Origin of the sequence: Anabaena sp. FACHB-595, assembly GCF_048568275.1 — a bacterium.
In the GTDB taxonomy this organism is placed as follows: domain Bacteria; phylum Cyanobacteriota; class Cyanobacteriia; order Cyanobacteriales; family Nostocaceae; genus Trichormus.
Genome location: NZ_CP183473.1, coordinates 3414720 through 3437980 on the forward strand (window position 1 = coordinate 3414720; position 23261 = coordinate 3437980).

Consider the following 23261-nt stretch of genomic DNA (forward strand, 5'->3'; position numbering starts at 1 on the left):
GATAAAGAAATATCCAAAATGTAGCCAGTAGGGTGCGTCAGTATGAATACTTTCTAAGTATAGTTAGGTTCTATCCCACTGATGCACCCTACGAAACCTTTCCTTAACGGTAGGAAATTAGCACTCAGCTACGCTCCAAAGAGGTTGCATGATGACGGATATGATCTGCTATAAAACTAGCAATGAAATAATAACTGTGGTCATAGCCTGCTTGATAACGTAAATTAAGCGGTTGGTTAACTGCTTGACAAGCTTGGGCAAATACATCTGTTAATAATTGTTCAGTTAAAAATTTATCAGACGTACCTTGGTCTATGAGAATTTGGCTGTGATATCCCAACTGTTTAACTAATTCACTAGCATCATAAGCCAGCCAGCTTGCTTGATTATTTCCGAGATAACGACTAAAAGCCTTTTGACCCCAAGGACAGCCCATAGGTGTAACAATCGGTGCAAAAGCCGACACAGATTTAAAAATATGGGGATTACGCAAAGCACAGACCAGCGCCCCATGTCCACCCATCGAGTGACCAAAAATCCCTTGTTTCTCAGCTTGTATAGGGAAATTAGCCGCAATCAAAGCAGGTAATTCCTGCACAATATAACTATACATTTGGTAGTGCGATCGCCAAGGTTTTTCCGTCGCATCCACATAAAAACCCGCACCTGTACCAAAATCCCACTCGTCATCTTCACCAGCAATTCCAGTATTGCGGGGGCTAGTGTCTGGCGCAACCAAAATTAATCCATACTCAGCCGCGTAACGTTGCGCCCCAGCTTTAGCCATAAAATTTTCTTCTGTACAAGTCAAACCAGAAAGAAAATAGAGGACTGGTAGAGGTTTTTCGGCTGCTTGCGGTGGCTGATAAACAGCAAAACGCATTTCCCCGTTACAGGTAGAAGACGGATGAGAATAAAAGCCGAGTTTACCGCCAAAGCTTTGATATTCTGAGATCAGTTTGAGATTATTCATCTACTTAATTAAATCATCTGTTGTAGGTATACCCGGATAGAAGCGATCGCTCATCGTTGAAAGTTCCGTGGGAAGAAGGTGGTTAGGGTTGGGAAATATTTATCAATCATCATTGATAAAATGAAGTAGGTTGACACTCCTCAGCCTAATACTCACTGATGCTGCGAGGAAATATGCTGTTAACTGAACTTCGTGCTGATCGGGTAGTTCTCCATAATATTAGTTGGCAACAATTTGAGAATTTATTAGTAAATTTAGGTGAAAGTAGAGCAGCTAGGATTGCTTACGATGATGGCACTTTAGAGATTATGACCCCATTACCAGAACACGAATATTATAAAGAAATAATTGGTGACATTATCAAAGATACGGCTGAAGTTTTAGAGTTAGATTATGAATGTTATGGTTCAACTACCTGGAAACGAGAATTAAAAAAGGCTGGGATAGAATCTGACAATTGCTTTTATTTCCAAAATGAAGCCTTAATTAGAGGTAAGCTCAGTTTTGATTTAAATCAAGACCCACCTCCAGATTTAGCTTTAGAAATTGATGTTACGAGTAAATCATTAGATAGATTTCCTCTCTATGTTCGGTTAGGTGTGCCTGAAATCTGGTGTTATGATGCTGGAGACATCAAAATTTACCAATTGCAAGGTGAGAAATATATCCAAACCGAAACAAGTTTAGTATTTCCTAATTTAAATATTCAAGAAATTCCATCACTAATTGAAAGATACCGCATGGCGGGAAGGCGGGTATTTCGACAAGTAATTAGGGAATGGGTACGAGGACAGATGGGGTAAAGCGATCGCACCTGCCTCTATATAATCAAGTTGGGTATTACCCACTCTGAGTACAATCTAGCTATTAAAAAGTCACCACACTGCGAATCGATTCACCTCTGTGCATCAAATCCATAGCATCATTAATTTTTTCAATTGGCATCACATGAGTAATTAAATCATCAATATTTATCTTTCCATCCATATACCAATCAACAATTTTCGGCACATCTGTACGCCCTCTAGCGCCACCAAAAGCAGAACCTTTCCACACACGCCCAGTCACTAATTGAAAGGGACGAGTACTAATTTCTTGTCCTGCACCAGCTACACCAATAATTACACTCACACCCCAACCCTTATGACAGCATTCTAAGGCTTGGCGCATCACATTGACGTTACCAATACATTCAAAACTGTAATCAGCGCCGCCTTTCGTTAAGTCCACCAAATAAGCAACTAAATCACCCTCAACTTCTTGGGGATTAACAAAATGTGTCATCCCAAATTTTTCAGCCAAGGCGCGTTTGCTGGGATTAATATCTACGCCGACAATCATATTCGCACCCACCATCCGCGCCCCTTGGATGACGTTTAAACCAATACCCCCCAAGCCAAAAACGACGACATTTGCCCCTGCTTCCACCTTGGCTGTATAAATGACTGCACCAATACCTGTCGTTACACCGCACCCAATGTAACAAACCTTGTCAAATGGGGCATCTTCTCGAATTTTGGCTACAGCAATTTCCGGTAACACTGTGTAGTTAGCAAACGTAGATGTACCCATATAGTGATGAATCATCTGCCCATTGATACTAAAACGACTAGTCCCATCGGGCATCACACCACGTCCTTGAGTACCACGAATAGCTTGACACAGATTAGTCTTAAAGCTTAAACAATAGGCACATTGGCGACATTCTGGGGTGTAGAGAGGAATCACATGATCCCCTGGTTTGACACTGGTAACACCAGCGCCCACATCTACTACTACCCCCGCACCCTCATGTCCTAAAATGGCGGGGAACAAACCTTCGGGATCATTTCCTGAAAGGGTGTAAGCATCGGTATGGCAAACGCCACTGGCTTTAACTTCAACCAATACTTCCCCAGCTTTTGGCCCCTCTAGTTGAACGGTTTCAATTGTCAACGGCTTACCCGCGCCGTAAGCTATTGCTGCTTTCACTTCCACGAGTTAGCCCTCCTCATCAATTCAAAATTCAAAATTCAAAATTCAAAAAAAGCCCTTACCTGGGAGTATCTTACCTGCAACACTGAAAAATTAAAAATGATGGGGTGAGCAAGATTCTATCGAATGGTAGTTGCAGAAAATTTACATAACTTTTTTGTAAACTAACTAAAATTGCATTTTTTGCTGAGATTGGTACATTAGTTACAGGCGGCAAGCCTAGAAAATGATATTGGTCTGCTGCACTAGACTCATATTTTTGTCAACCCTTCAATTATCTTTACTGTTAAAGCTTATGAACCCTGCCCTAACTAAAATTGGCGATCAAATGTCCAACCTGACTGGTGTACGAGCGATTATGAAGGACATTATCGAAACGTTGAAGTCTGGTGGAGGGCAGGATTTAATTAATTTGAGTGCGGGGAACCCGTTGATTTTGCCAGAGGTAGAACAGTTATGGCGGGACTGCACAGCAGAACTCTTAGCAAGTCAAGAATATGGTGAAGTAGTTTGTCGCTATGGTTCTAGTCAAGGCTATGCGCCATTAATTGAAGCGGTTGTGAAAGATTTTAACCGTCGCTATGGTCTGAATTTAACCGATCGCAACATCTTAATCACTCCGGGTAGTCAAACTCTGTACTTTTATGCTGCTAATGTTTTCGGCGGTTACACCAGTAGCGGCGACCTCAAGCAAATTGTTTTACCCCTGAGTCCCGATTACACTGGCTACGGTGGTATTTGTCTAGTTCCCGAAGCTTTAGTTGCTTACAAACCTTCTCTAGATATTGATGCAGCAGCACACAGCTTTAAATATCGCCCCGATTTTAGCCAAGTGTCTATTTCCGAAAGCACCGGCTGCGTCATTTTCTCCCGCCCCTGTAACCCTACAGGCAACGTCCTCACAGATGACGAAGTGAGAAAAATTGCCGCCCTTGCCGCACCTTATAATGTGCCAGTGCTGATTGATTCGGCTTACGCTCCCCCATTCCCGGCGTTGAACTTCACGGATATGTCGCTGATTTTTGGGGAAAATATTCTTCATTGCACCAGCTTATCGAAAGCGGGTTTACCAGGGGAGAGAATTGGTATTGCTATCGGTAATGAAAGATTAATTCAAGTCCTAGAATCTTTCCAGACTAATGCTAGTTTACATTCCTCACGCTATGGGCAGGCGATCGCCGCTCGTGCCATTAACTCTGGTGCGTTGGCACAAATCGCGGAACAAGTTATCCGTCCCTTCTACAAAAACAAATTCGCCATCGTCGAGAATGCCTTAGAAGCAGCCATGCCCAAAGAATTACCTTGGTTCCTCCATCGTGGTGAAGGTGCTATCTTTAGTTGGCTATGGTTACAAGATTTGCCCATCACAGATTGGGAATTATACCAAGAACTCAAAAAAGTTGGGGTAATTGTCGTCCCTGGTAGTACATTCTTCCCTGGCTTAAAAGAAGAATGGGCGCACAAACACCAATGTGTCCGCATCAGCTTGACTGGTAGCGATACTGAAATCGCCCTTGGTATGCAGCGTCTAGCAAAAGCAGTCGAACAAATTTACCAGCGTACACCCATTAGTGCTTAAGTAATGAAGCGTAAACAAGAAAGTAAAGGGGCAGGGGAGAAGAGGCAGGGAGCAGGGGGCAGGGGGCAGGGGGAGAAGAAGCAGGGGAAGCAGGGGAGGCAGGGGAGGCAGGGGAGACAGGGAGAGAAGTCCCCAGTCCCCAGTCCCCAATCCCCAATCCCCAATCCCCAATTCACAACTCCCAATCCTGACGAATGGCTACAAATTGGTAAAATCGTTTCCGCCCAAGGCTTATCTGGGGAAGTGCGAGTCTATCCTGATTCTGACTTTCCCGAACGCTTTGAAGTGCCGGGAACCCGATGGTTATTACGTCCGGGGCAAACGGAACCACAACCTATAGAATTGCTGCATGGTCGTTACCTGGAGAACAAAAACTTATATGTCCTCCAGTTAGCTGGCGTAGAAAATCGCAGCCAGTCGGAAGAATTACGGGGTTGTATGTTGTTTGTGCCAGCCAGCGATCGCCCAGAACTAGGCGAAGATGAATATCATGTGGTCGATTTAATCGGCATGGAAGTCTTCTTACAAGCCTCCGGGGATTTAGTAGGGGCTGTAGTTGATGTCATCCCGGCTGGTAATGATTTACTGGAAGTGAGCCTACATGAGCCAGTTACTAGCGACAAAAAACCAAAGACTGTGCTGATTCCTTTTGTCAAGGCGATCGCACCAGTAGTAGATTTACAAACCCGCCGCATCGAAATCACCCCCCCACCTGGGTTGTTGGAGTTAGGAAGCGGAGTGTGAGAAGAGGCAGAGGGGCAGGGAGCAGGGGAGGCAGGGGAGGCAGGGGGAGAAGTCCCCAATCCCCAATCCCCAATCCCCAGTCCCCAATCCCCAATCCCCAGTCCCTAGTCCCTTATCTGATTACCTAAATAATTATTGAGATAACCCAACATCAATATTTTCGTTTCTGCTAACAGCAATTGCCGCTTTGCTGGAGTCTGACTGGTAGCCAGCCATAGAAGATCACTTACTACCTTCACTACTACTAAGGCGATCGCTTGGCATTTTTCTGCTTCTAGTTTGGGGTTGAGTTTAGCAAAGAAAGCAGCCAGTTCATCCACAATTCGATACTCATAGTTATCCATTGCTTCAATTGCTGAATATGTCATCAAGTTCAGTAATTGCTCATACACAGCACGATACCCCGGATGGCTGTTCATAAAGTGATCGAACGCATCGATTACCCGATCAACATACACTGCAACAGGTAATGTCTCTGCTTCTTTGGTGTGCAGTTGGGCAAACAACTGATATTCCTGTTGAAAATATCGCACAGCTAAGGCTTTGAGAATGGATTCTTTATCCGGGAAGAACTGATACAAGGAACCAACAGGAACTTTAGCACGAGATGCGATCGCTCTTGTTGTTGTCTGCTCATATCCCATCTCAATAAATAATTCCTCGGCTGCACTCAGAATGTAATTAACTCGCTCCTGACTCCTCGCCTGCTGGGGTTGGCGGCGCATCTTGGAATTACTGGGAGAATTATTCGCTGTCATCAATCTAATTTCGCTCTTGACAAAACATGAACATTGTTCGTATATTTTAAACATGAATAATGTTCATGTTTAATTGATTTTATTACTAGTAGCTCTTGCCATGCAAACGATAAATACTCACCCAGTTCAGCCGTTAAAACTTGACTCGGAAGTGCAACGGCAGATGAATTTCCAGTTTTTGACGGCGATGAAAGCTTTTTTCACGTTACTAACAACAGAAGACAACATAGATGCGGTGGATGAACTTAGTAGCATCTTAATTCACAGCCGGGCCTTTGAATTGGCGGCGGAAAGTATGCAGACTGATCCTGAGGTAGCGCATTTGATCAAAGAGCGATATTATGCGCCAGTCCACGACGTAGAGCAGCTATTGCAATATCCGGCTGATTCTTTGGGTTATCTCTATGCCTCGACTCTCAAAGAATCTGGCTTTGAACGCATAGATCCTGAAATTATTGTCAATTCAGATACAGCTTACATTGAGCATCGCTGGCAGCAAACCCATGATATTTGGCATCTTGTTACGGGATTCAGCGCCAGTGGTATTGACGAAATAGGATTACAAGCCTTTTATCTAGCACAATTTCGTCTACCCTTAGCCAGTATGCTAATTGCCAATGCCTTGATGAGTGCCACTTTACTCGCTCCAGAAGACTTACCGCAACTTCTCCAGACTATTGAACGAGGTTGGACAATGGGTTTGCAAGCCAAACCGTTATTCGCACAAAAGTGGGAAGAAGCTTGGGAAAAACCTTTATCCCAGTGGCGGGATGAATTAAATATTCAAGCTTTTAGTTAGATGGTAGAGCTAGTCCCGATGAAGCGAGTTTCACAGCCAAACAGGAAAGATGTCTTTTTCCTACACCCTTATACCCTTAAACCCCTACATCCCTTTCAAATCAGGAGGAAAGAAGTTTAGGATATGAGCCATGAAAATAAGTATTCTTCCTGTATTTGGTTTCGTCTCATCCGCAATACCTATCCTTGGTTATCATTACTCATACAAACTAGGCGAGTAATATTTTCCTACGGTAATCATCAGATACGGGAACAAGTTCGTTTTTGGCAGCTTTTTTATCGGTTGGACTTTGCCAGTCTCCTAGCGATCGCTATAGAATTAACCCAGCCAGAATATTGGGCGTAAAAACATCACGTAAACCTTTGAGTTCCCAATCCCCAAACACTTGAGAAAAATTACACATCGAGTTAAGCTTCCTTAGCGTAACTGCATACTTGTAACACCAGTTAATGACAAATCAATTCTCCCCGCAAATTCCCTCCTCTACTTGGAATCGTCCTATTGGCTTAGGTTGGGATAAACCTTATACTGTCCGCTATGCGAGTAATATTGATGATGGGCCTTGGCATGGTATGCCATTGGGCGGCTTTGGTGCTGGTTGTATTGGTCGTTCTTCGCGGGGAGACTTTAACCTATGGCACATTGACGGTGGTGAGCATATTTTCCAAAATTTTCCCGCCTGTCAATTTAGTGTATTTGAAGCAAATGGCACTTCTTCCCAAGCTTATGCTTTGTCTACACAACCAACAGACGATGAAAGCTTGAAAAGTTGGCAATGGTATCCAGCATCTAGCGAAACACAGACAACAGGGACATATCACGCCTTGTATCCCCGTAGTTGGTTTGTGTATGAGAATGTGTTTCAGGCAGAGTTAACTTGTGAGCAGTTTTCCCCTATCTGGGCAAATAATTATCAAGAGACTAGTTACCCTGTAGCGGTATTTGCTTGGCAAGCGCATAACCCCACGAATGCGCCCATAACACTCAGTATCATGCTGACCTGGCAAAATATGGTGGGTTGGTTTACTAATGCCCTCAAATCTCCTGATGTGCGGGTGCGGGATGATGGTAGCCCGGTTTATGAGTATCAGCCGCGCTTAGGGGAAAGTGGGGGAAATTATAACTATTTAGATGAAAGTCCCCAACATCTGGGTTGCTTTTTGGGGCGGGTGGGGATGACTGAACCTTTACAGGAAGGTGAGGGGAGTTGGTGCATTGCAACTCTGAAACATTCCCAAGTTGAAGTTTTTTACCATACACGATGGAATCCTGTCGGTACGGGTGAGGAGGTATGGCAGAGTTTTGCGGCGGATGGTTCCTTAGCTAATCATATAGATACCTCGTCAGTCACAGAAAATGAACAGTTAGGAGCTGCTATTGCTGTACGTTTCACCCTGCAACCAGGGGAAACCTTAGAAATCCCCTTTGTGGTGAGTTGGGATTTACCTGTGACAGAATTTGCTGCTGGAGTGAATTACTATCGCAGATATACAGACTTTTTTGGTAAAACTGGTGATCATGCTTGGGCGATCGCAACTACTGCTCTAGAACAGTATAAAACTTGGCAACAACAAATCGAAAGTTGGCAAGACCCCATACTGAATCGTCCCGATTTGCCCGACTGGTTCAAAATGGCATTGTTTAATGAGCTTTATGACCTCACTAGCGGGGGGACTCTCTGGAGTGCGGCGACACCATGCGATCCCATCGGTCAATTTGCGGTGCTGGAATGCCTAGATTACCGATGGTATGAAAGCTTAGATGTGCGCCTGTATGGTTCCTTTGGGTTGTTGCAACTGTTCCCAGAACTGGAAAAAGCAGTTATGCGGGCTTTTGCGCGGGCAATTCCCCAAGGGGATGATACCCCCCGTGTGATTGGTTATTACTACACCATTGGGGCAGAAAGTCCCATTGCTGTGCGTAAAACTCCAGGCGCAACACCCCACGATTTAGGCGCACCCAATGAACACGTCTGGGAAAAAACTAATTACACCAGCTATCAAGATTGCAATTTGTGGAAGGATTTAGGCTGTGATTTTGTCTTGCAAGTGTATCGGGATTTTCTCCTAACTGGTGCGGATGATGTGCAGTTCTTAAGGGATTGCTGGGATGCAATTGTGGAAACCCTTGATTATGTAAAAACATTCGATTTAGATGGCGATGGGATTCCGGAAAATTCCGGTGCGCCAGACCAAACCTTTGATGATTGGCGTTTGCAAGGAGTTAGCGCCTATTGTGGTGGCTTGTGGTTGGCTGCATTGGCAGCAGCGATCGCTATCAGTGACATCTTATTACAAAATCACCAAGATTCAGCAACCAAAGAACATCTACTTTACCAAAAATCCACCTATGAAACTTGGTTAACAAAATCCCTACCTATCTATCAAGAAAAACTCTGGAATGGTAAATATTATCGGCTAGATAGTGAAAGTGGTTCTGATGTTGTTATGGCAGATCAATTGTGTGGACAATTCTACGCCAACTTACTGGAATTACCGGACATTGTACCAAGCGATCGCGCAATTTCTGCACTCCAAACTGTTTATGATGCTTGCTTCCTCAAGTTTTATGACGGTCAATTTGGTGCAGCCAATGGAGTACGTCCCGATGGTTCACCAGAGAACCCGAAAGCTACCCACCCCTTAGAAGTGTGGACAGGAATTAACTTTGGGTTGGCAGCATTTTTAGTACAAATGGGAATGAAAGACGAAGGTTTCAGGTTGACACAAGCAGTAGTAGAGCAAATCTATAATAATGGCTTACAATTCCGCACACCCGAAGCCATCACCGCCGCCGGTACTTTCCGCGCCAGTACCTATCTCCGCCCTATGGCGATTTGGGCAATATATTTGATGATTGGTTAGTTGTCAGTTGTCAGACGTAGTAGCGCGTCTAGTCTAATGTGTTGTTATATTATTTGCTACTAGAAATGAGGAGAGGGTTATTTTTCTCACTGCTTCCCAATTCTATGAGAATATAAAATTTTCCTTAAGTTTCTCATGGCAATAATGGAAAAAACCGACCATTCTGATGAATAAGTCCGGTTTTTTCCAAAAAATATTTTTGCTTTTTCGCTTTATTTATCTATATTTCCAAGTTTTAGTACATCGGTGAGGGGTGACAACTATCTTGCCAATATTGTCGTTATTGTTAGGTTGCTATCGGAAAAAATCTGTAACATGAGATACACAATAGCATTTATATTTGCTTTAGTATCTCTCTCTTGGGTGGGATTCTGCCTGCAATTTAAAAACCAGTGTTAACAATTTTCGGCTTTATTTTCCGGGAGTTAAATCAACCAAGGGAAAATGTAACTAATGTTTAAATATCTTCGGATACACACAAAGTAAAACCAATTTTTACAGATGTCGATGTTGCTCACATTTTTTAGAAATATTACTAAATTAAAAATGTTATTAAATTTATGTTCATAGAGAACCTTTTCCAAATAAAAAAATAATTTTCCTGATGTTTTAAGAAAATTACTGTTGTTATAAATTAAAGGTGATTCAACAAAATATAGATAGTTCTTTCAATAACTATCTACTTTTACCATTAAGTGAACTTACTCATGAATAATCAACAGGAATTAAAAATAAAGTTCATGAATACTGGTTAAAGATTCAGTAAAGTTTGAGGAAATACCGGAATAAATTTCCACCCAAATATGATTTTTTAAAAGATACATTGGCAGTACATTAAAATGCCGATGTTAGATAAATTTGCCTTCATAGCTGTTATCTATTTGCTCAGAACTAAGCCAAGAGTTTACACACCAAACAGAAATTAAACTATGAATCCCTCTTCGTCGTTAAGAGTTCAGGGAGGGCTGCAAAAAGATCCCAGTGATCAGCCATCTCCCACTCCAGAAGTGGCTATCCTCAATCTTGTGAGGTTAGTGGCAGGGGATACGAGTCTAGTTTCAGAGTTGAGCCAAAACTGGGTAGTTCGGCAGTTTCAACTAGGTGATGAACTGGCAAATTATGTTGTAGATGCAGCAGCTACAGATAGTAGTAATGTTATTTACTTAGTTTGTCAAGGTAGAGTCCGCTTATTAGGGTTTAATCAAACTCTGGGGCGGGAAGTTTCTACTCAATTGGTATCGGCTGAACAAACTTTCGGGGCAGATCATTTCTTTTGTCATCAAACATTACCATATCGAGCGATCGCCGCTAGTGATGGCTTTGTCATCTCTACGACAACTGCTGAATTAAAACCTTGGTTACAGGCTATCCCCCAACTCAAAAGTTACTTGCAGCGCTTAACCAGTGAACGCCAAGCACTGATATTTTTTAAAACTTATACTAAATTACATTCTCTCAAGACCAAAAAACTCCAAGAATTACTACCATATTTAATCGCTAAACATATCCCAAACGGCACATCCTTATTAGAAGCAACTCCATCAGAAAAAGGTCGTTTTTGGCTAGCAAGTGGTCAAGTACAATCAATATCAATAGCAAGTTTTTTGCCGATGGTAGGGGATAGTTGGGGATACCCTGAATCCACATTACCAGACGGCACAGCGCAAACAGATTTGCTAATTTACCAACTGTCTGCGGAAAATTGGGATTTGGCAAGAGCGATCGCTCCTGATTACTTTACTGAAAGCTATCAACCAATAGAAGCGCCCGTTGAGGTGGTTAATGTTGTCCCGGCTGATAGTAAACCCCAGATAGCCCTACCCAAGTTACAGAATTTACGATCGCTTACAGCACCAGCCATAGCCACATCCGACATCGAAGATATCGACTTTCCCCAAGGAGTCAAACAACACAAATCACGGTCGTCCTACTCCTACCCATTTATTCAACAACAGAGTTCATCAGACTGTGGTGCAGCTTGTTTGGCGATGATTAGTCAATATTGGGGTAAACGCTTAAGTCTGTATAGTTTGAGGAATTTAGCCCAGGTAGACCGCAATGGCGCATCCCTTGAAGGTTTGACCGTAGCAGCTCAAACCTTAGGTTATGATGTGCTACCAGTGCGGGGAAGTTTGCCCAAATTAGAGTGGCACTATAACCCTTGGGTTGCTCACTGGCAAGGAAATCACTATGTAGTAGTGTGGCAGATTAAAGGCGATCGCGTCTTAATTTCTGATCCGGCTGTAGGTAGGAAATGGCTGTCACGTCCGCAATTTGAAACGAGTTGGACAGGCTACGCCCTATTATTAGACCCCACAGAAAGTTTTCAAGCCCTCAAGAGTGAAAAATTTTCTCTTGGTCGCTATGGGCAAACATTGTGGAATTATCGGACAGTGCTTAGGCAAATAATTCTTGCCTCCTTACTGGTACAAGTTTTTGGGTTGGCAACTCCCCTGTTTACTCAGGTGATTCTCGACCAAGTAATGCCTATCAAAAACTTGCCGAATTTGCATATATTTGCGTTCAGCTTTTTATGTTTGGGTATCTGGCGGACTGTGTTAACGGCGCAGCACCAAAACTTACTAGATTATTTTGCTAACCGCATAGATTTAAGCTTGATTGGCGGTTTTATTAACTATACGTTGCAGTTACCCTTACAATTTTTCGCCTCCCGCCAGGTAGATGATATTATTAGCCGCGTTCAAGAAAACCGCAAAATTCAACTGTTTATTAGCCGTAGGGCAATTGGGGCGGCGGTAGATATCTTGATGGTAATGACTTATCTGGGGTTGATGACCTATTACAGTTGGCAACTCACTCTTTTAGTTTTGAGTTGGATTATCCCCGTAGTGATTTTAACTGTAGTTGCCAGTCCCTACCTCAAGCAAGCATCAAGAGAAATTTTTCAGGAATCCGCCAGACAACACTCTTCAATGGTAGAGATTATGACTGGGGTGGCGACAGTCAAAACCGCCACCGCCGAACGCCCTTTGCAGAAGTATTGGGAAGAGCGGTTTTTAAAAATGCTGAAGGTGCGGTTGCGGGGACAAAAGTTAGCCCATCGTTTACAAGTGACGCGGACGTTAATTAATCATGTTGGTAGTACCCTGGTTTTATGGTTTGGGGCTACTTTGGTGATGGGTGGGAAAATGTCCTTGGGACAGTTTGTGGCTTTCAATATGCTAACTGGGAATGTGACTCATCCAGTTTTGTCATTAGTTGGGTTATGGGATGAGTTTCAAGAAATATTGATTTCCGTGGAACGACTCAATGATGTTTATGCGGCCGTCCCAGAAGCCAGTTCCCAAACAACTTTACTTGTGATGCCGCCAATTCGAGGCGAGGTAAGATTTGAGAATGTTTCGTTTCGTTATAACTCGTTTCAAGAACGCAACGCCTTACAAAATATCTCTTTTGGTATCAAACCCCAACAAACTATCGGCATCATTGGTCAAAGTGGTTCGGGTAAAAGTACTTTAGCTAATTTATTAGCTGGTTTATATCGCCCTGATACAGGCAGGATTTTGATTGATGGACATGATATGGCTGGGGTATCTCCCCAATCCTTGCGGAGTCAAGTCGGATTAGTAGCACAAGACAGTTTTCTATTTTCGGGAACGATTTTAGAAAACATTACTTTGCACGATCAAGAACTGAGCTTAATCCAAGCGATCGCCGCCGCCAAGTTAACCGGCGCACACGATTTTATCCAAGCCTTACCTCTGGGTTACGACACCCAAGTGGGAGAACGAGGTTTCATGCTTTCTGGGGGACAAAGGCAAAAAATTGCGATCGCCCGTGCTTTGGTAAGAAATCCCAAAATTTTGATTTTAGATGAAGCCACTAGCGGTTTAGATGCAGAATCAGAACGCCGCTTTCAACAGAATTTAGCCCAAATTAGTCAGGAACGGACTACTTTTATCGTTTCTCACCGTCTTTCTACTGTGCGCTATGCTGACCATATTTTTGTCATAGACCAAGGAATGGTGATTGAACATGGCACTCATCAGGAACTAATGGCGATCGCTGGTCTTTATCACCACTTAGCTCAACTGCAACTATAGTTGTCTAGTCAGTTGTCAGTCGTCAATAGTTTTATTCTCCCCCTGCCTTATTCCAACAATAATTATTTACGCCAACCTACTTACATTTGTAAGCCCCTATCAAGGTATCTGTTCTATTCTTTTTTCCAATCGATACAACTCATATAAAGAATACTAGCTTTTATTGCTATAGCATAAAATCGCAAAACTGACAGAAGTCCTAGTGACGGTTTGCTAGCTTTGTAAAAAAATCTTGACACTTTTATAGAAAATTTTCCGGATTTATGGTTGCAACAATATTATCTACATCATAAATCTAGTGCAAATTTATATCCATATACTATTGGTAAGCAACCATTAGCATTTATATATGAATGTGAAAAATTCACTGAAATTTGATCAGCTAATTTTTCACGTTAAATAATTGCTTATCAACCTATTTAGTGGTAAATTCTCTTAGTAGGTTTAAAGTCTCAAATGCACAGTAGGCGAGGGGTCTAACCCCTCATTACCTAGTAGAAAATGCTCAAAATCCCCATTGATATAGCGTATAACTCAACATTAAAAATATTCAGTAAAATTGAGTAATAAAATTCTGATAACGGGTGACATTCATGAAAAAAGATAGTATAAATACTAATATGACTCTGAATAGAGTATGGAGAAGCAATGATGATGTTAAAGATTAAAATACATACAGAAAGTCTAGTGCTTCGCCTATACTTAAGTAAGTGAAAATTTAATAACTCAATCAGGGATAAGAATTACAAAATTTGCTAGATGAATAACAGTAATTCGTATTTACGTAAGGGTATAAACAGATATTTATCTGTCATAACACTAAATAACAAGGGGCAGTTAATAGATGAAGCTAAAACGTAATTATACTGATATAAATTTAGCTTTAAAAATCCGATTAATTAATAGTAATGATGTCGCTTTATTATCTAATAACTCAGCAAGGATATTTACAAGTATCAAAACGCCCTAGTAATAATTACCAAGTTTGTAATTCAACATAACTACAGGGGATTATAGCCTGAAGTATCCCCCTAGAGCGGGACACAACAAGGACAAAGTAATTTTCACAAGCCAAGCATGAAAGTGGTTTTTCCCCACTCCCCACTTTCAAGGTTTATTGATTCACGTAATAGCTGAGATATTTTCATCCAAAACAATAACAACCATGAACCAAAACACTACAGGCATAACCAACTACAACAAAGCTATCAATCCTCAACAATTTGACAAAGTGGTTGAAGCAATTCTGGCTGGTAAATACTCTTGGGCTTGTGTTCTCATGCTGCGCTTTGCTGGGTACAATCCTATGCACTACATTCCCTACCGCACATATAACCGCTTACTCAAAGAAAACTCCGAAGCTAGCAAAGTACAGCAACAACAACACGATAATCTAAAAAACAGTCAAGTAGCTGCTGTTTCTAGGTCTAATACTAATATGCCGTCCAGTTGCTTAAGTAAAATCAAAGACTTAGCCTATCTGGAAGTAGTAGGTAAACAAACAACAGAAATTCATGGTGGTAATTTAGATCAATGGTTAACAGAACAAGTTCATGAGTTTCAAGATATGTACTTGGAACCACAAGCAATATCCAATCAAGACATTACCTTCAAACTGTCAGACCTAGATTTTATTCATAATTGATGATGTGACTTCGGGGTTGTGTATCCTACCTTGAAACCAGACGTGTTCGTATAGTGTTAGTGCGTAGACGCGTTGGCCTAGCCTCTCGTTCGCGTAGCGTCTCCGACAGGAGAAGGAGAAGCGGCTTGTCCTTGGACATTGCTACATAAGTAGTTGGGTGCGGAAATTTGTAACTATGTCATTGCGAACGGAGTGAAGCAATCGCAAGCGTTTTGAGAGATTTACATTTTGTTACATAGTTAGGTTTATTCATGCCTATTTACTTACCCCTTTTTGGGTAATTCTCTGCAACTTCTCGAATGTGAGTCTTGACACCAAATATTTCCTGAATCATCATCATCGCCACGCCACATATCTTGTCTGTCTTGTCGATGAAATAGAAATTATTCCCGTCACTTACCACCATCTGAATACAGGCGCTTTTTCCTCCACAACTGCTGGCAATCGGATAGCAATTGAAGAGTTTGTGGTGCTTGAGTTAGAAAACGCACAATTAAACCAATTCGCAATACCGCAAAACGCAATTCGCTTTTTCTGTGTTGTAAAGGGGATTTAGCGCAAAGTCAGAGCGCCGGCTTCCGGCGTAGAGGTGCAAGCGGCTTGCCACAAGCATCTGAACTTTGGAAGACACAAAGAGCCACAACACTTGCGGCTTGATAGAAGCCGGGGATTTAAACCCCTACATTTTTTCAAAGCGTGTGATAAAGCGATTAATTGTCTCATCCACGCAGCTATAGCTAAGAGATAAAGTAGGCGGCTTCTCAAGGAAACTCCGCCTATCACAACAAACAACAACACTATGAACTAATCCATCATGGCAGTGATTGGGCGTGTTTTAAAAGACATTTTTGTATAAAAAGCATTGAAGTTATGAATTAATTGCATAAGTAATAGAATAGGTAAGGAATTATACCTTAGTAGTACGCGCTCTGCTCAAGTCTTTAATTTAGCGGAAATATTCTTTTGGAGATTGGATCTATCTATAGGAATCTGATTTGATTATTGTTGGTGTAGTCTGCGCTTGTGCATAAATATCTAAGTATCTGTAGGGTGAGCAATGCCCACCGTATCATGATTGTAGTAGGCGATGCTACGCATATTTCAGAAATCAAATACTAGACCTATATGTAACCAAAACTAAAAACTGGAGTTCACAAAAATGCAAGTAGCATATAAACCAGTATTAAATTCCATCATGATGGGTTTGGTCATAGTAGGAGCAATATCTGACAAACCTGGACTGGCTTCTCCTGTAACCCTGGAAGAAGCTGCGAAATCAGAAGTATCTACACCGACAATTGTGTCACAAAGTCAAGGAGTTTATCGGAGCGATCGCTTTCTGTTTCGGTTTACCTATTCCTCCAAAGACTTTGTCATAGATAATGATATCTCTACACCTTCAAATGGTATTGATGCTCCATTCGCTACTATTGATGTTTGGACTAAACAGCACGCTCAGAAAATTCGCGCCGGAGCCTATGAAGGTGGTACTGAATACCCTGCTAATGTCAGCATTAGAGTTTACAACAATCCAAAAAAATTGCCTTTGCAGCAATGGGTTAAGCAGAGTAATCAATTTACTATGAGCCGCGATTTCAAAATTGCCAGAATTGCTGGCAAAACTGGAATCAAATTTCAGTCTAGCGGCTTATATGAAAACGAAAGTGTTGTCTTTATCAACCCTAAGGATGCTCGAATTATAGTTGTATCATTATCGAAAAATAGTACTAATGATGATGCAATTTATCGCAGAGCTTACCAACAAATTGTCAACTCTTTCATTTTTGTCAACAGATAGAAAACCTGACTAATTAACAATTCCTATATATAAACTCATTAAGCTAAGTGCATAAACACAATCTTTAATAACTCTGCACGGGTGAAAGGTTTAGTTAGATATCCAGATGCACCAGCTAATCTGGCTCTGACTTTGTCAACTAATCCCTTATAACTTGTAACGAATATAATCGGCGTATTTTTAAACATGGAATTATTGCGAATAATCCTACACAATTCATAGCCATCAATACCAGCCATATTCAGATCCAGTAAAATCAAGTCTGGTTTATGTCTGATAATTGACATAGCAGCCTTGAGCGGATCATTGATAGCAATTACTGTGAAATTCTCACTTTCTAAGAAATAGCTAATTTCTTTGAGAATTGTCGGACTATCATCTACAGAAACGATTTTATAAACTTGTCGAGTAGTTCCGGTAGCAGGCATTACTCTTTCCGGAATAGAATTTGTGGTATTTGATAATGTTAGTTCCTGATGGCTTGCTTTGGCAGGAGTATAAGGTTGTGGTAATCGCACCACAGGAGCTAAATTATCTACTGCAAGAATTGGGGTGATTGGCGTAGCATTACTACTGAGTTCTACGACTGTATCTACTAATTTTCTACTCAGTAATGCAGTTGTGTATTTAGGAGTTAATGTTGATTCTGCTAGAATTTTGGGTAATTGATCAAATGGTGGATCTGGTTCATGTAATATAATCTCTCCGGTGAGGATGTAAGGATATAAATTTTGAGCTAACTGGATTTCATCTTGATTCATAATTATAGCCAGATGACGCAGGCTGAAACCCTTCATCCAGTAAGTCAATTTTGGCTGGAGTTCTGGAGAATTTTTACCGTTAATCAACAGATATGGACGTTGATAGGGTGATGTGATGTTTGGTAAGTAAGATTGCCAATTTTGTAGTCTAATTTGACAACGTTCCATTACCTTGACTGTATCAAGTCGGCAAATTGCAGGTAATTTCACCTGTGAATTACTTAATTCATAAGTGCCATTTTTAATTAACAGAAATGATTCAATTACATCCTTAACTAATTCTTGAATCAGCATCGTGGCTTGTGCAGTATCTAAATATTCTTGCTCGACAAGCCAATTAACAGCTTGGTAATCAGGCAGATGAATAGTATCGCTGGAATTTTGCGCTTCGATTTCAAACAGCAAGCGTAACTGCACCCGAATTTCATTTGTCACTTGAGAAAAGTGTTGGCTGAGGCGGCGCAAATGGCGTTCTAATCTATCGAATGGTTCTACAGAATGAGTTGCATAGGTTATTGTTCCATCTTCTAAGTAAATTGACCAAGTGACTGAGTTGCTAAAAGCTTGTAAACAAGTGGTGTCAAAACAACTAGATAAATGTCTTAACAAACCCTGAGGACTTAGTGCTGTAAATGTGCCGTGATATTTCATATTGTTAATTACTTTGTCAAAAGATACAAGATTTATGTCCGGATTTGGAGCTTTTACTATGAGATATTCATCATGTTTGGATATTTTTTTGGTTCTTCTGGAATAAAGACAGATACATTTTTTACTAACTAGAAGCTTTAGACACTCAAGAGGATGTTAACTTGCAAACCATGTACTGAAATCTTATTCTTTTAGCAATTTTCACATTCAAGTTCTCTTGGTTACATTAGGTATTTTGTTCATAGTGATTAATTGAATTATCAATTTATTTTCTATATAGAAAAACAAAAACTCCACACAAAATCTTTAAAAATTTATGTAGGCAAAATCAAACTATTTATTATATTCTGTGGTTGCTCTATATAAATTTTGATAGATGGATTAATGTCTCGAATGGAAACCTACGATTTATTATTGACTCTACATTTTGATTAAGATTTTCTTAAATGTGTAGAGCTTTCGGTGAGAAGGATCTTTATTAATGAAGATTAAACCAGCTACCGCCAAACATCTACCTGTGGTCTTGTCGGCTTCGGCTGTGGAAACTATATACTTTGAAAAAAGGAAAATAGAGCTTTGGACTATAACATAACACAAAACGTTATGAATGATACTTTGACCCTAGATGAAGTAGTAGAGTTTGCTGAGAACCCAGAACCACGCTGTCCTTGCGTGTTGTTGCTCGATACATCTGGCTCGATGCAAGGTGCTGCTATAGAAGCTCTAAATCAGGGCTTGCTCAGTTTGAAAGATGAGCTGATGAAAAATTCCATAGCAGCCAGACGGGTAGAAATTGCGATCGTTACTTTTGATAGTCATATCAATGTAATACAAGACTTTGTGACTGCCGATCAATTTAACCCACCAATTCTGACAGCGCAAGGATTAACTAGTATGGGGGCTGGTATTCACAAAGCCTTGGACATGGTACAAGAGCGCAAATCTTTGTATCGTGCCAATGGTGTTGCTTACTATCGTCCTTGGGTGTTTATGATTACTGATGGTGAACCACAAGGTGAACTAGATCATTTAGTAGAACAAGCAGCGTTGCGTTTACAAGGTGATGAAGTTAATAAACGTGTGGCATTTTTCAGCGTAGGTGTGGAAAATGCGAACATGACACGGCTTAACCAAATAGCTGTCAGAACGCCACTTAAACTCAAAGGACTAAACTTTATTGAAATGTTTGTTTGGCTATCGGCTAGTATGTCGGCAGTTTCTCATTCGCAAATTGATGAGCAGGTAGCGCTACCGCCGATTGGCTGGGGATCTATCTAAATAGGAGTTACGCATGAAGACGAAGAATCGAGAGTATGGGGGGGGTAGGGGTACAGGGGTATAGGGGTATAGGGGTGCGGGGGTATAGGGGTAACTAAAATACTCACACCCTTACACCCTCACACCCTTACACCCCTCACACCCTTACACCCTCATTGCGTAGTTCCATTGCGGCTTGACACTTACACAGCTAGCTGACACAACAAACTATATGAAAACATCAAAACAGAACCCTCATTGGCAGGTAGTCGCCGCTTCTGTCTGTGGAACAAGCCACATGAAAACTAAGCAGTTGTGTCAGGATGCTCACCACTGGCAATTATTGCCGGGGAATGTTTTGGTGGCGGCGGCCGCAGATGGCGCGGGTTCTGCAAGTCAAGGGAAAGTTGGAGCGATGGTGGCGGTAGAAACAGCGATTGAGAGTTTATCGCTGAGAGATATTACCAGAGATTCCCTGGCTGATGATGAAACTGTGCGATCGCTTTTAACTGAGGCTTTGCTGGCTGCCAAAAAAGCTGTGGAAGATGAAGCAGTAGCTTGTCAAAAACAGCCCCAGGATTTAGCGACTACCTTAATTATTGCGATCGCCTCACCAGAAATGGTAGCAGCTGCACAAATCGGTGATGGGATGGCAGTAGCTAAGGATCATTTGGGCAACTTACTGGCATTAACCATCCCAGACAACGGCGAATACATTAACGAGACAACTTTTTTAACGTCACCAGGTGCGTTAGAAACGGCGCAGATGCGATTATGGCGCGAAACCATCGTCAACATTGGACTCCTCACCGATGGGCTGCAAATGCTGGCTTTAAATATGGTTGTTAGTGAACCTCACAAACCCTTCTTTTTTCCGTTATTCGACTTTGTAAAAAACGCCGAAGATCAAGCAGAAGCAAAAGAGCAGCTAGTAAAGTTTCTAGGCTCTGAGAGGATTACACAACGTACTGACGATGATTTAACGCTGATTATAGGTGCCTTTAATCATTTGTAAAGGTGTGTCAGTGGTCAGTCGTCAATAGTTTTCTTCTCCCCCTGCCCCCTGCCCCCTGCCTTTCTTATACCCTTAACCGTAATTTAATCATGAAGGTACTACGTTATCTTCCTCAGGAAGAGATTATCAGCCTCAGCGTGAGTTTGGGGCGTGGCGGTGAAGCGTGTATTTATGCTGTGCCGTCGGCCGGTGATTGTGTGGCAAAGATTTATCACAAGCCGACAGTTGCCCACGCCAGCAAACTCCGGGCTATGCTTGCTAACCCACCGGAAAATCCTACGGCTAGTTTGGGTCATATTTCCATTGCTTGGCCGCAAGAATTATTGTGGGGAGCAGATGAAAGCGAACGCGTTATTGGCTTTTTGATGCCGCGTATTCGGGGGATGCGTCCCATCATCGACTTTTACAACCCCCGGACTCGCCGTCAACACTGTCCTTTATTTAATTATCAGTACCTCCTGCGGACAGCGCGGAATTTGGCGGCGGCTTTTGCGGCTTTACATAATAGTGGCTATTCTGTAGGCGATGTCAACGAATCTAACATTTTGGTAAGTGACACAGCCCTGGTTACCTTGGTAGATACGGATTCTTTCCAGGTATGTGACCCGGATAATGATATTGTTTATCGTTGCCCGGTAGGGAAACCAGAGTTTACCCCACCAGAACTACAGAATAAAATCTTTGCTCATCACGATCGCCAACCTACTCATGATTTATTTGGTTTAGGGGTGCTAATCTTCCAACTGCTGATGGAAGGTACCCATCCCTTTTCTGGTATTTATCAAGGCATTCCTGAACCACCACCTTATGAAGCCAGAATTGCGTCGGGACATTTCACCTATAGTAAAAAACGGCAAGTACCTTACATACCTACTCCCATCGCCCCGCCTTGGGAAATTCTCCATCCCAGTTTACAAGCGCTGTTTATTCGTTGTTTTGAGGATGGTCACAATGAACCCCAACTGCGCCCTAATGCCCAAGCTTGGCTGTCGGCTATAGCTGAGGCTGAAGATTCCCTGACTACCTGTACAGTTAATTCTCAACATCACTACAGTAATCACCTGCACAGTTGTCCTTGGTGCGAACGTGCTTTACGTTTGGGTGGTCGTGACCCATTTCCTTCGGTGCAAGCAATTGAAAATAGAGAACATCTCCGCCCCCGCATCCCCACCAAGAGACGCTACGGCCACAGCCATCAGCCTGCTAACTTGCCGCAGCCAGTGATGCCGATGTATCAAAGCAATTGGCATTCACCCACCCCCAGTTTTTCACCTTACCGCAATCGCTGGAAAGGAAAGTTTTATCCGGTAGTTTTTTGTTTGTTGGGTTTTGGGGTTTTGGGGTACTTGGATGTGGTGACAAAATTCACCAGTCCTTTAGTATCGCGCAATAATTATGCTCAACAAGCGCTGATGCCTCAGCAAGCCAGTGGTAATATCGCCCTGAGTTTTGCAGAGTACTACAAACAGGGTCATGCTGCTTACCAAGTGCGTGATTATAAACAGGCAGTGGATAACTTCACCCATGCCATTCAGCAGGAACCAGCAAATGCCAGAGTCTTGGTTAATCGAGGTAATGCGCGTTATAACCTGAAAGACTATGAAGGTGCTTTAGCTGATTACACGGCAGCTTTGCAAATTAATCCCAGAGAAATCAAAGCTTTTGTGAATCGGGGTAACTCCCGCTTAATGCTGGCTGAATATAGCAATGACCCTGACCAACAGTATAGATTAGCGATCACCGACTTTAATCACGCCCTGAAACTCAACGAGAAGGAAGCCGAAGCCTATATCCGCCGAGGGATTGTGCGAACGCAAATGGCTAAATATAGCAGCGACACCATTAAAGATTACCAAGAAGCGATCACCGATTTTGACCAAGCCCTGAAACTTAATCCCGCGAAAACCGAAGCTTACTTTCAGCGTGCTTCCGTCCGCTATCTCATTGCCCAATATACAGGTGATTCGACAAAGGAATATGATCAGGCGATCGCCGATTTTGATCAAGCATTAAAAATTAACGACAAACTAGCCAAAGTGTATCTTAAACGCGGCATGGTGCGTTACGAATTAGCACAAATTACTAGTAATAAATCTGATGTCAATAACGCCAAAGCTCTTGCAGATTTACAGCTAGCCGCCAAACTTTCTTTAGAACAAGAAGATACAGAAAGTTATCAACAAGCACTCAGCAGTATCTGTATCATTGAGGAAAGCAAATGTAATGCTTTATTCCAAAGCTCTACAATGCGAGGATATGCCAGCACAGACTTGATAGCAAAACAGTAATTAATTGTCAGTTGTCAGGTGTTAATAATCAATCATTTACATCGTCATTCGAGTTATACCAATTGGAAAAAAGAATGGGACAAATGAACCA

17 protein-coding genes are annotated in these 23261 nt (G+C 42.0%); 13 read left to right on the top strand and 4 right to left on the bottom strand.

Going from position 1 to position 23261, the window contains the following annotated elements; translation table 11 throughout:
• Positions 1 to 124: 124 nt before the first annotated feature.
• Positions 125 to 973 carry an S-formylglutathione hydrolase gene (fghA, locus tag ACN222_RS14020; RefSeq protein WP_010996959.1) on the bottom strand — a complete coding sequence of 283 codons (849 nt, stop codon included), beginning with the start codon at positions 971 to 973 and terminating at the stop codon, positions 125 to 127.
• A gap of 173 nt (positions 974 to 1146) precedes the next feature.
• Between fghA and ACN222_RS14025 the strand changes: the two genes are divergently transcribed.
• The gene (locus tag ACN222_RS14025; RefSeq protein WP_044521508.1) at positions 1147 to 1776 is read left to right on the top strand and encodes a Uma2 family endonuclease; all 630 of its coding nucleotides are present in this window, start codon (positions 1147 to 1149) and stop codon (positions 1774 to 1776) included.
• 64 nt (positions 1777 to 1840) lie between these two features.
• On the opposite strand, the gene ACN222_RS14030 is transcribed toward ACN222_RS14025, so the two are convergent.
• The gene (locus tag ACN222_RS14030) at positions 1841 to 2950 is read right to left on the bottom strand and encodes an S-(hydroxymethyl)glutathione dehydrogenase/class III alcohol dehydrogenase (protein ID WP_010996961.1); all 1110 of its coding nucleotides are present in this window, start codon (positions 2948 to 2950) and stop codon (positions 1841 to 1843) included.
• Between the two features lie 292 nt (positions 2951 to 3242).
• Here ACN222_RS14030 and ACN222_RS14035 point away from each other — a divergent pair, with 292 nt between their 5' ends.
• Together ACN222_RS14035 and rimM are read left to right on the top strand one after the other, a co-directional pair.
• Positions 3243 to 4526: a valine--pyruvate transaminase gene (locus ACN222_RS14035; protein WP_010996962.1), complete on the top strand. Its 1284-nt coding sequence runs from the start codon at positions 3243 to 3245 to the stop codon at positions 4524 to 4526.
• Positions 4527 to 4529: 3 nt separating this feature from the next.
• Positions 4530 to 5270 (top strand): ribosome maturation factor RimM, encoded by a 741-nt coding sequence (rimM, locus tag ACN222_RS14040; RefSeq protein WP_010996963.1) that lies wholly within the window; start codon positions 4530 to 4532, stop codon positions 5268 to 5270.
• 104 nt (positions 5271 to 5374) lie between these two features.
• Here the strand turns inward: rimM and ACN222_RS14045 are convergent, their stop codons facing one another.
• On the bottom strand, positions 5375 to 6028 hold the full coding sequence (locus tag ACN222_RS14045) for a TetR/AcrR family transcriptional regulator (protein ID WP_044521510.1): 654 nt from the start codon (positions 6026 to 6028) through the stop codon (positions 5375 to 5377).
• Between the two features lie 100 nt (positions 6029 to 6128).
• Here ACN222_RS14045 and ACN222_RS14050 point away from each other — a divergent pair, with 100 nt between their 5' ends.
• The 7 genes from ACN222_RS14050 to ACN222_RS14080 all read left to right on the top strand — a co-directional run bounded on the left by ACN222_RS14050 (position 6129) and on the right by ACN222_RS14080 (position 17198).
• Positions 6129 to 6827: a Coq4 family protein gene (locus tag ACN222_RS14050; protein WP_010996965.1), complete on the top strand. Its 699-nt coding sequence runs from the start codon at positions 6129 to 6131 to the stop codon at positions 6825 to 6827.
• Between the two features lie 123 nt (positions 6828 to 6950).
• Positions 6951 to 7172, top strand: a complete 222-nt coding sequence (locus ACN222_RS14055; RefSeq protein ID WP_010996966.1) for a hypothetical protein — start codon at positions 6951 to 6953, stop codon at positions 7170 to 7172.
• Positions 7173 to 7276: 104 nt separating this feature from the next.
• Positions 7277 to 9691: a GH116 family glycosyl hydrolase gene (locus ACN222_RS14060; RefSeq protein WP_010996967.1), complete on the top strand. Its 2415-nt coding sequence runs from the start codon at positions 7277 to 7279 to the stop codon at positions 9689 to 9691.
• Positions 9692 to 10620: 929 nt separating this feature from the next.
• On the top strand, positions 10621 to 13755 hold the full coding sequence (locus tag ACN222_RS14065; protein ID WP_010996968.1) for a cysteine peptidase family C39 domain-containing protein: 3135 nt from the start codon (positions 10621 to 10623) through the stop codon (positions 13753 to 13755).
• 1165 nt (positions 13756 to 14920) lie between these two features.
• A complete protein-coding gene (locus ACN222_RS14070) occupies positions 14921 to 15400 on the top strand; it encodes a HetP family heterocyst commitment protein (protein ID WP_010996969.1) in 480 nt (159 codons plus the stop codon).
• Positions 15401 to 15701: 301 nt separating this feature from the next.
• The gene (locus ACN222_RS14075; RefSeq protein WP_010996970.1) at positions 15702 to 15956 is read left to right on the top strand and encodes a hypothetical protein; all 255 of its coding nucleotides are present in this window, start codon (positions 15702 to 15704) and stop codon (positions 15954 to 15956) included.
• Between the two features lie 603 nt (positions 15957 to 16559).
• Positions 16560 to 17198: a hypothetical protein gene (locus ACN222_RS14080; RefSeq protein ID WP_010996971.1), complete on the top strand. Its 639-nt coding sequence runs from the start codon at positions 16560 to 16562 to the stop codon at positions 17196 to 17198.
• Between the two features lie 38 nt (positions 17199 to 17236).
• Here ACN222_RS14080 and ACN222_RS14085 read toward each other — a convergent pair whose 3' ends face one another.
• Positions 17237 to 18610, bottom strand: a complete 1374-nt coding sequence (locus tag ACN222_RS14085) for a response regulator (protein WP_010996972.1) — start codon at positions 18608 to 18610, stop codon at positions 17237 to 17239.
• A 603-nt stretch (positions 18611 to 19213) separates the two neighbouring features.
• On the opposite strand from ACN222_RS14085, the gene ACN222_RS14090 reads away from it, so the two are divergent.
• The 3 genes from ACN222_RS14090 (at position 19214) to ACN222_RS14100 (ending at position 23170) form a co-directional block, all read left to right on the top strand.
• Positions 19214 to 19888, top strand: coding sequence for a vWA domain-containing protein (locus ACN222_RS14090; protein WP_010996973.1), 675 nt, complete (start codon positions 19214 to 19216; stop codon positions 19886 to 19888).
• 211 nt (positions 19889 to 20099) lie between these two features.
• A complete protein-coding gene (locus tag ACN222_RS14095) occupies positions 20100 to 20882 on the top strand; it encodes a PP2C family serine/threonine-protein phosphatase (protein WP_010996974.1) in 783 nt (260 codons plus the stop codon).
• Positions 20883 to 20971: 89 nt separating this feature from the next.
• The gene (locus tag ACN222_RS14100) at positions 20972 to 23170 is read left to right on the top strand and encodes a tetratricopeptide repeat protein (RefSeq protein ID WP_096637153.1); all 2199 of its coding nucleotides are present in this window, start codon (positions 20972 to 20974) and stop codon (positions 23168 to 23170) included.
• The last annotated feature ends 91 nt before the right edge of the window (positions 23171 to 23261 follow it).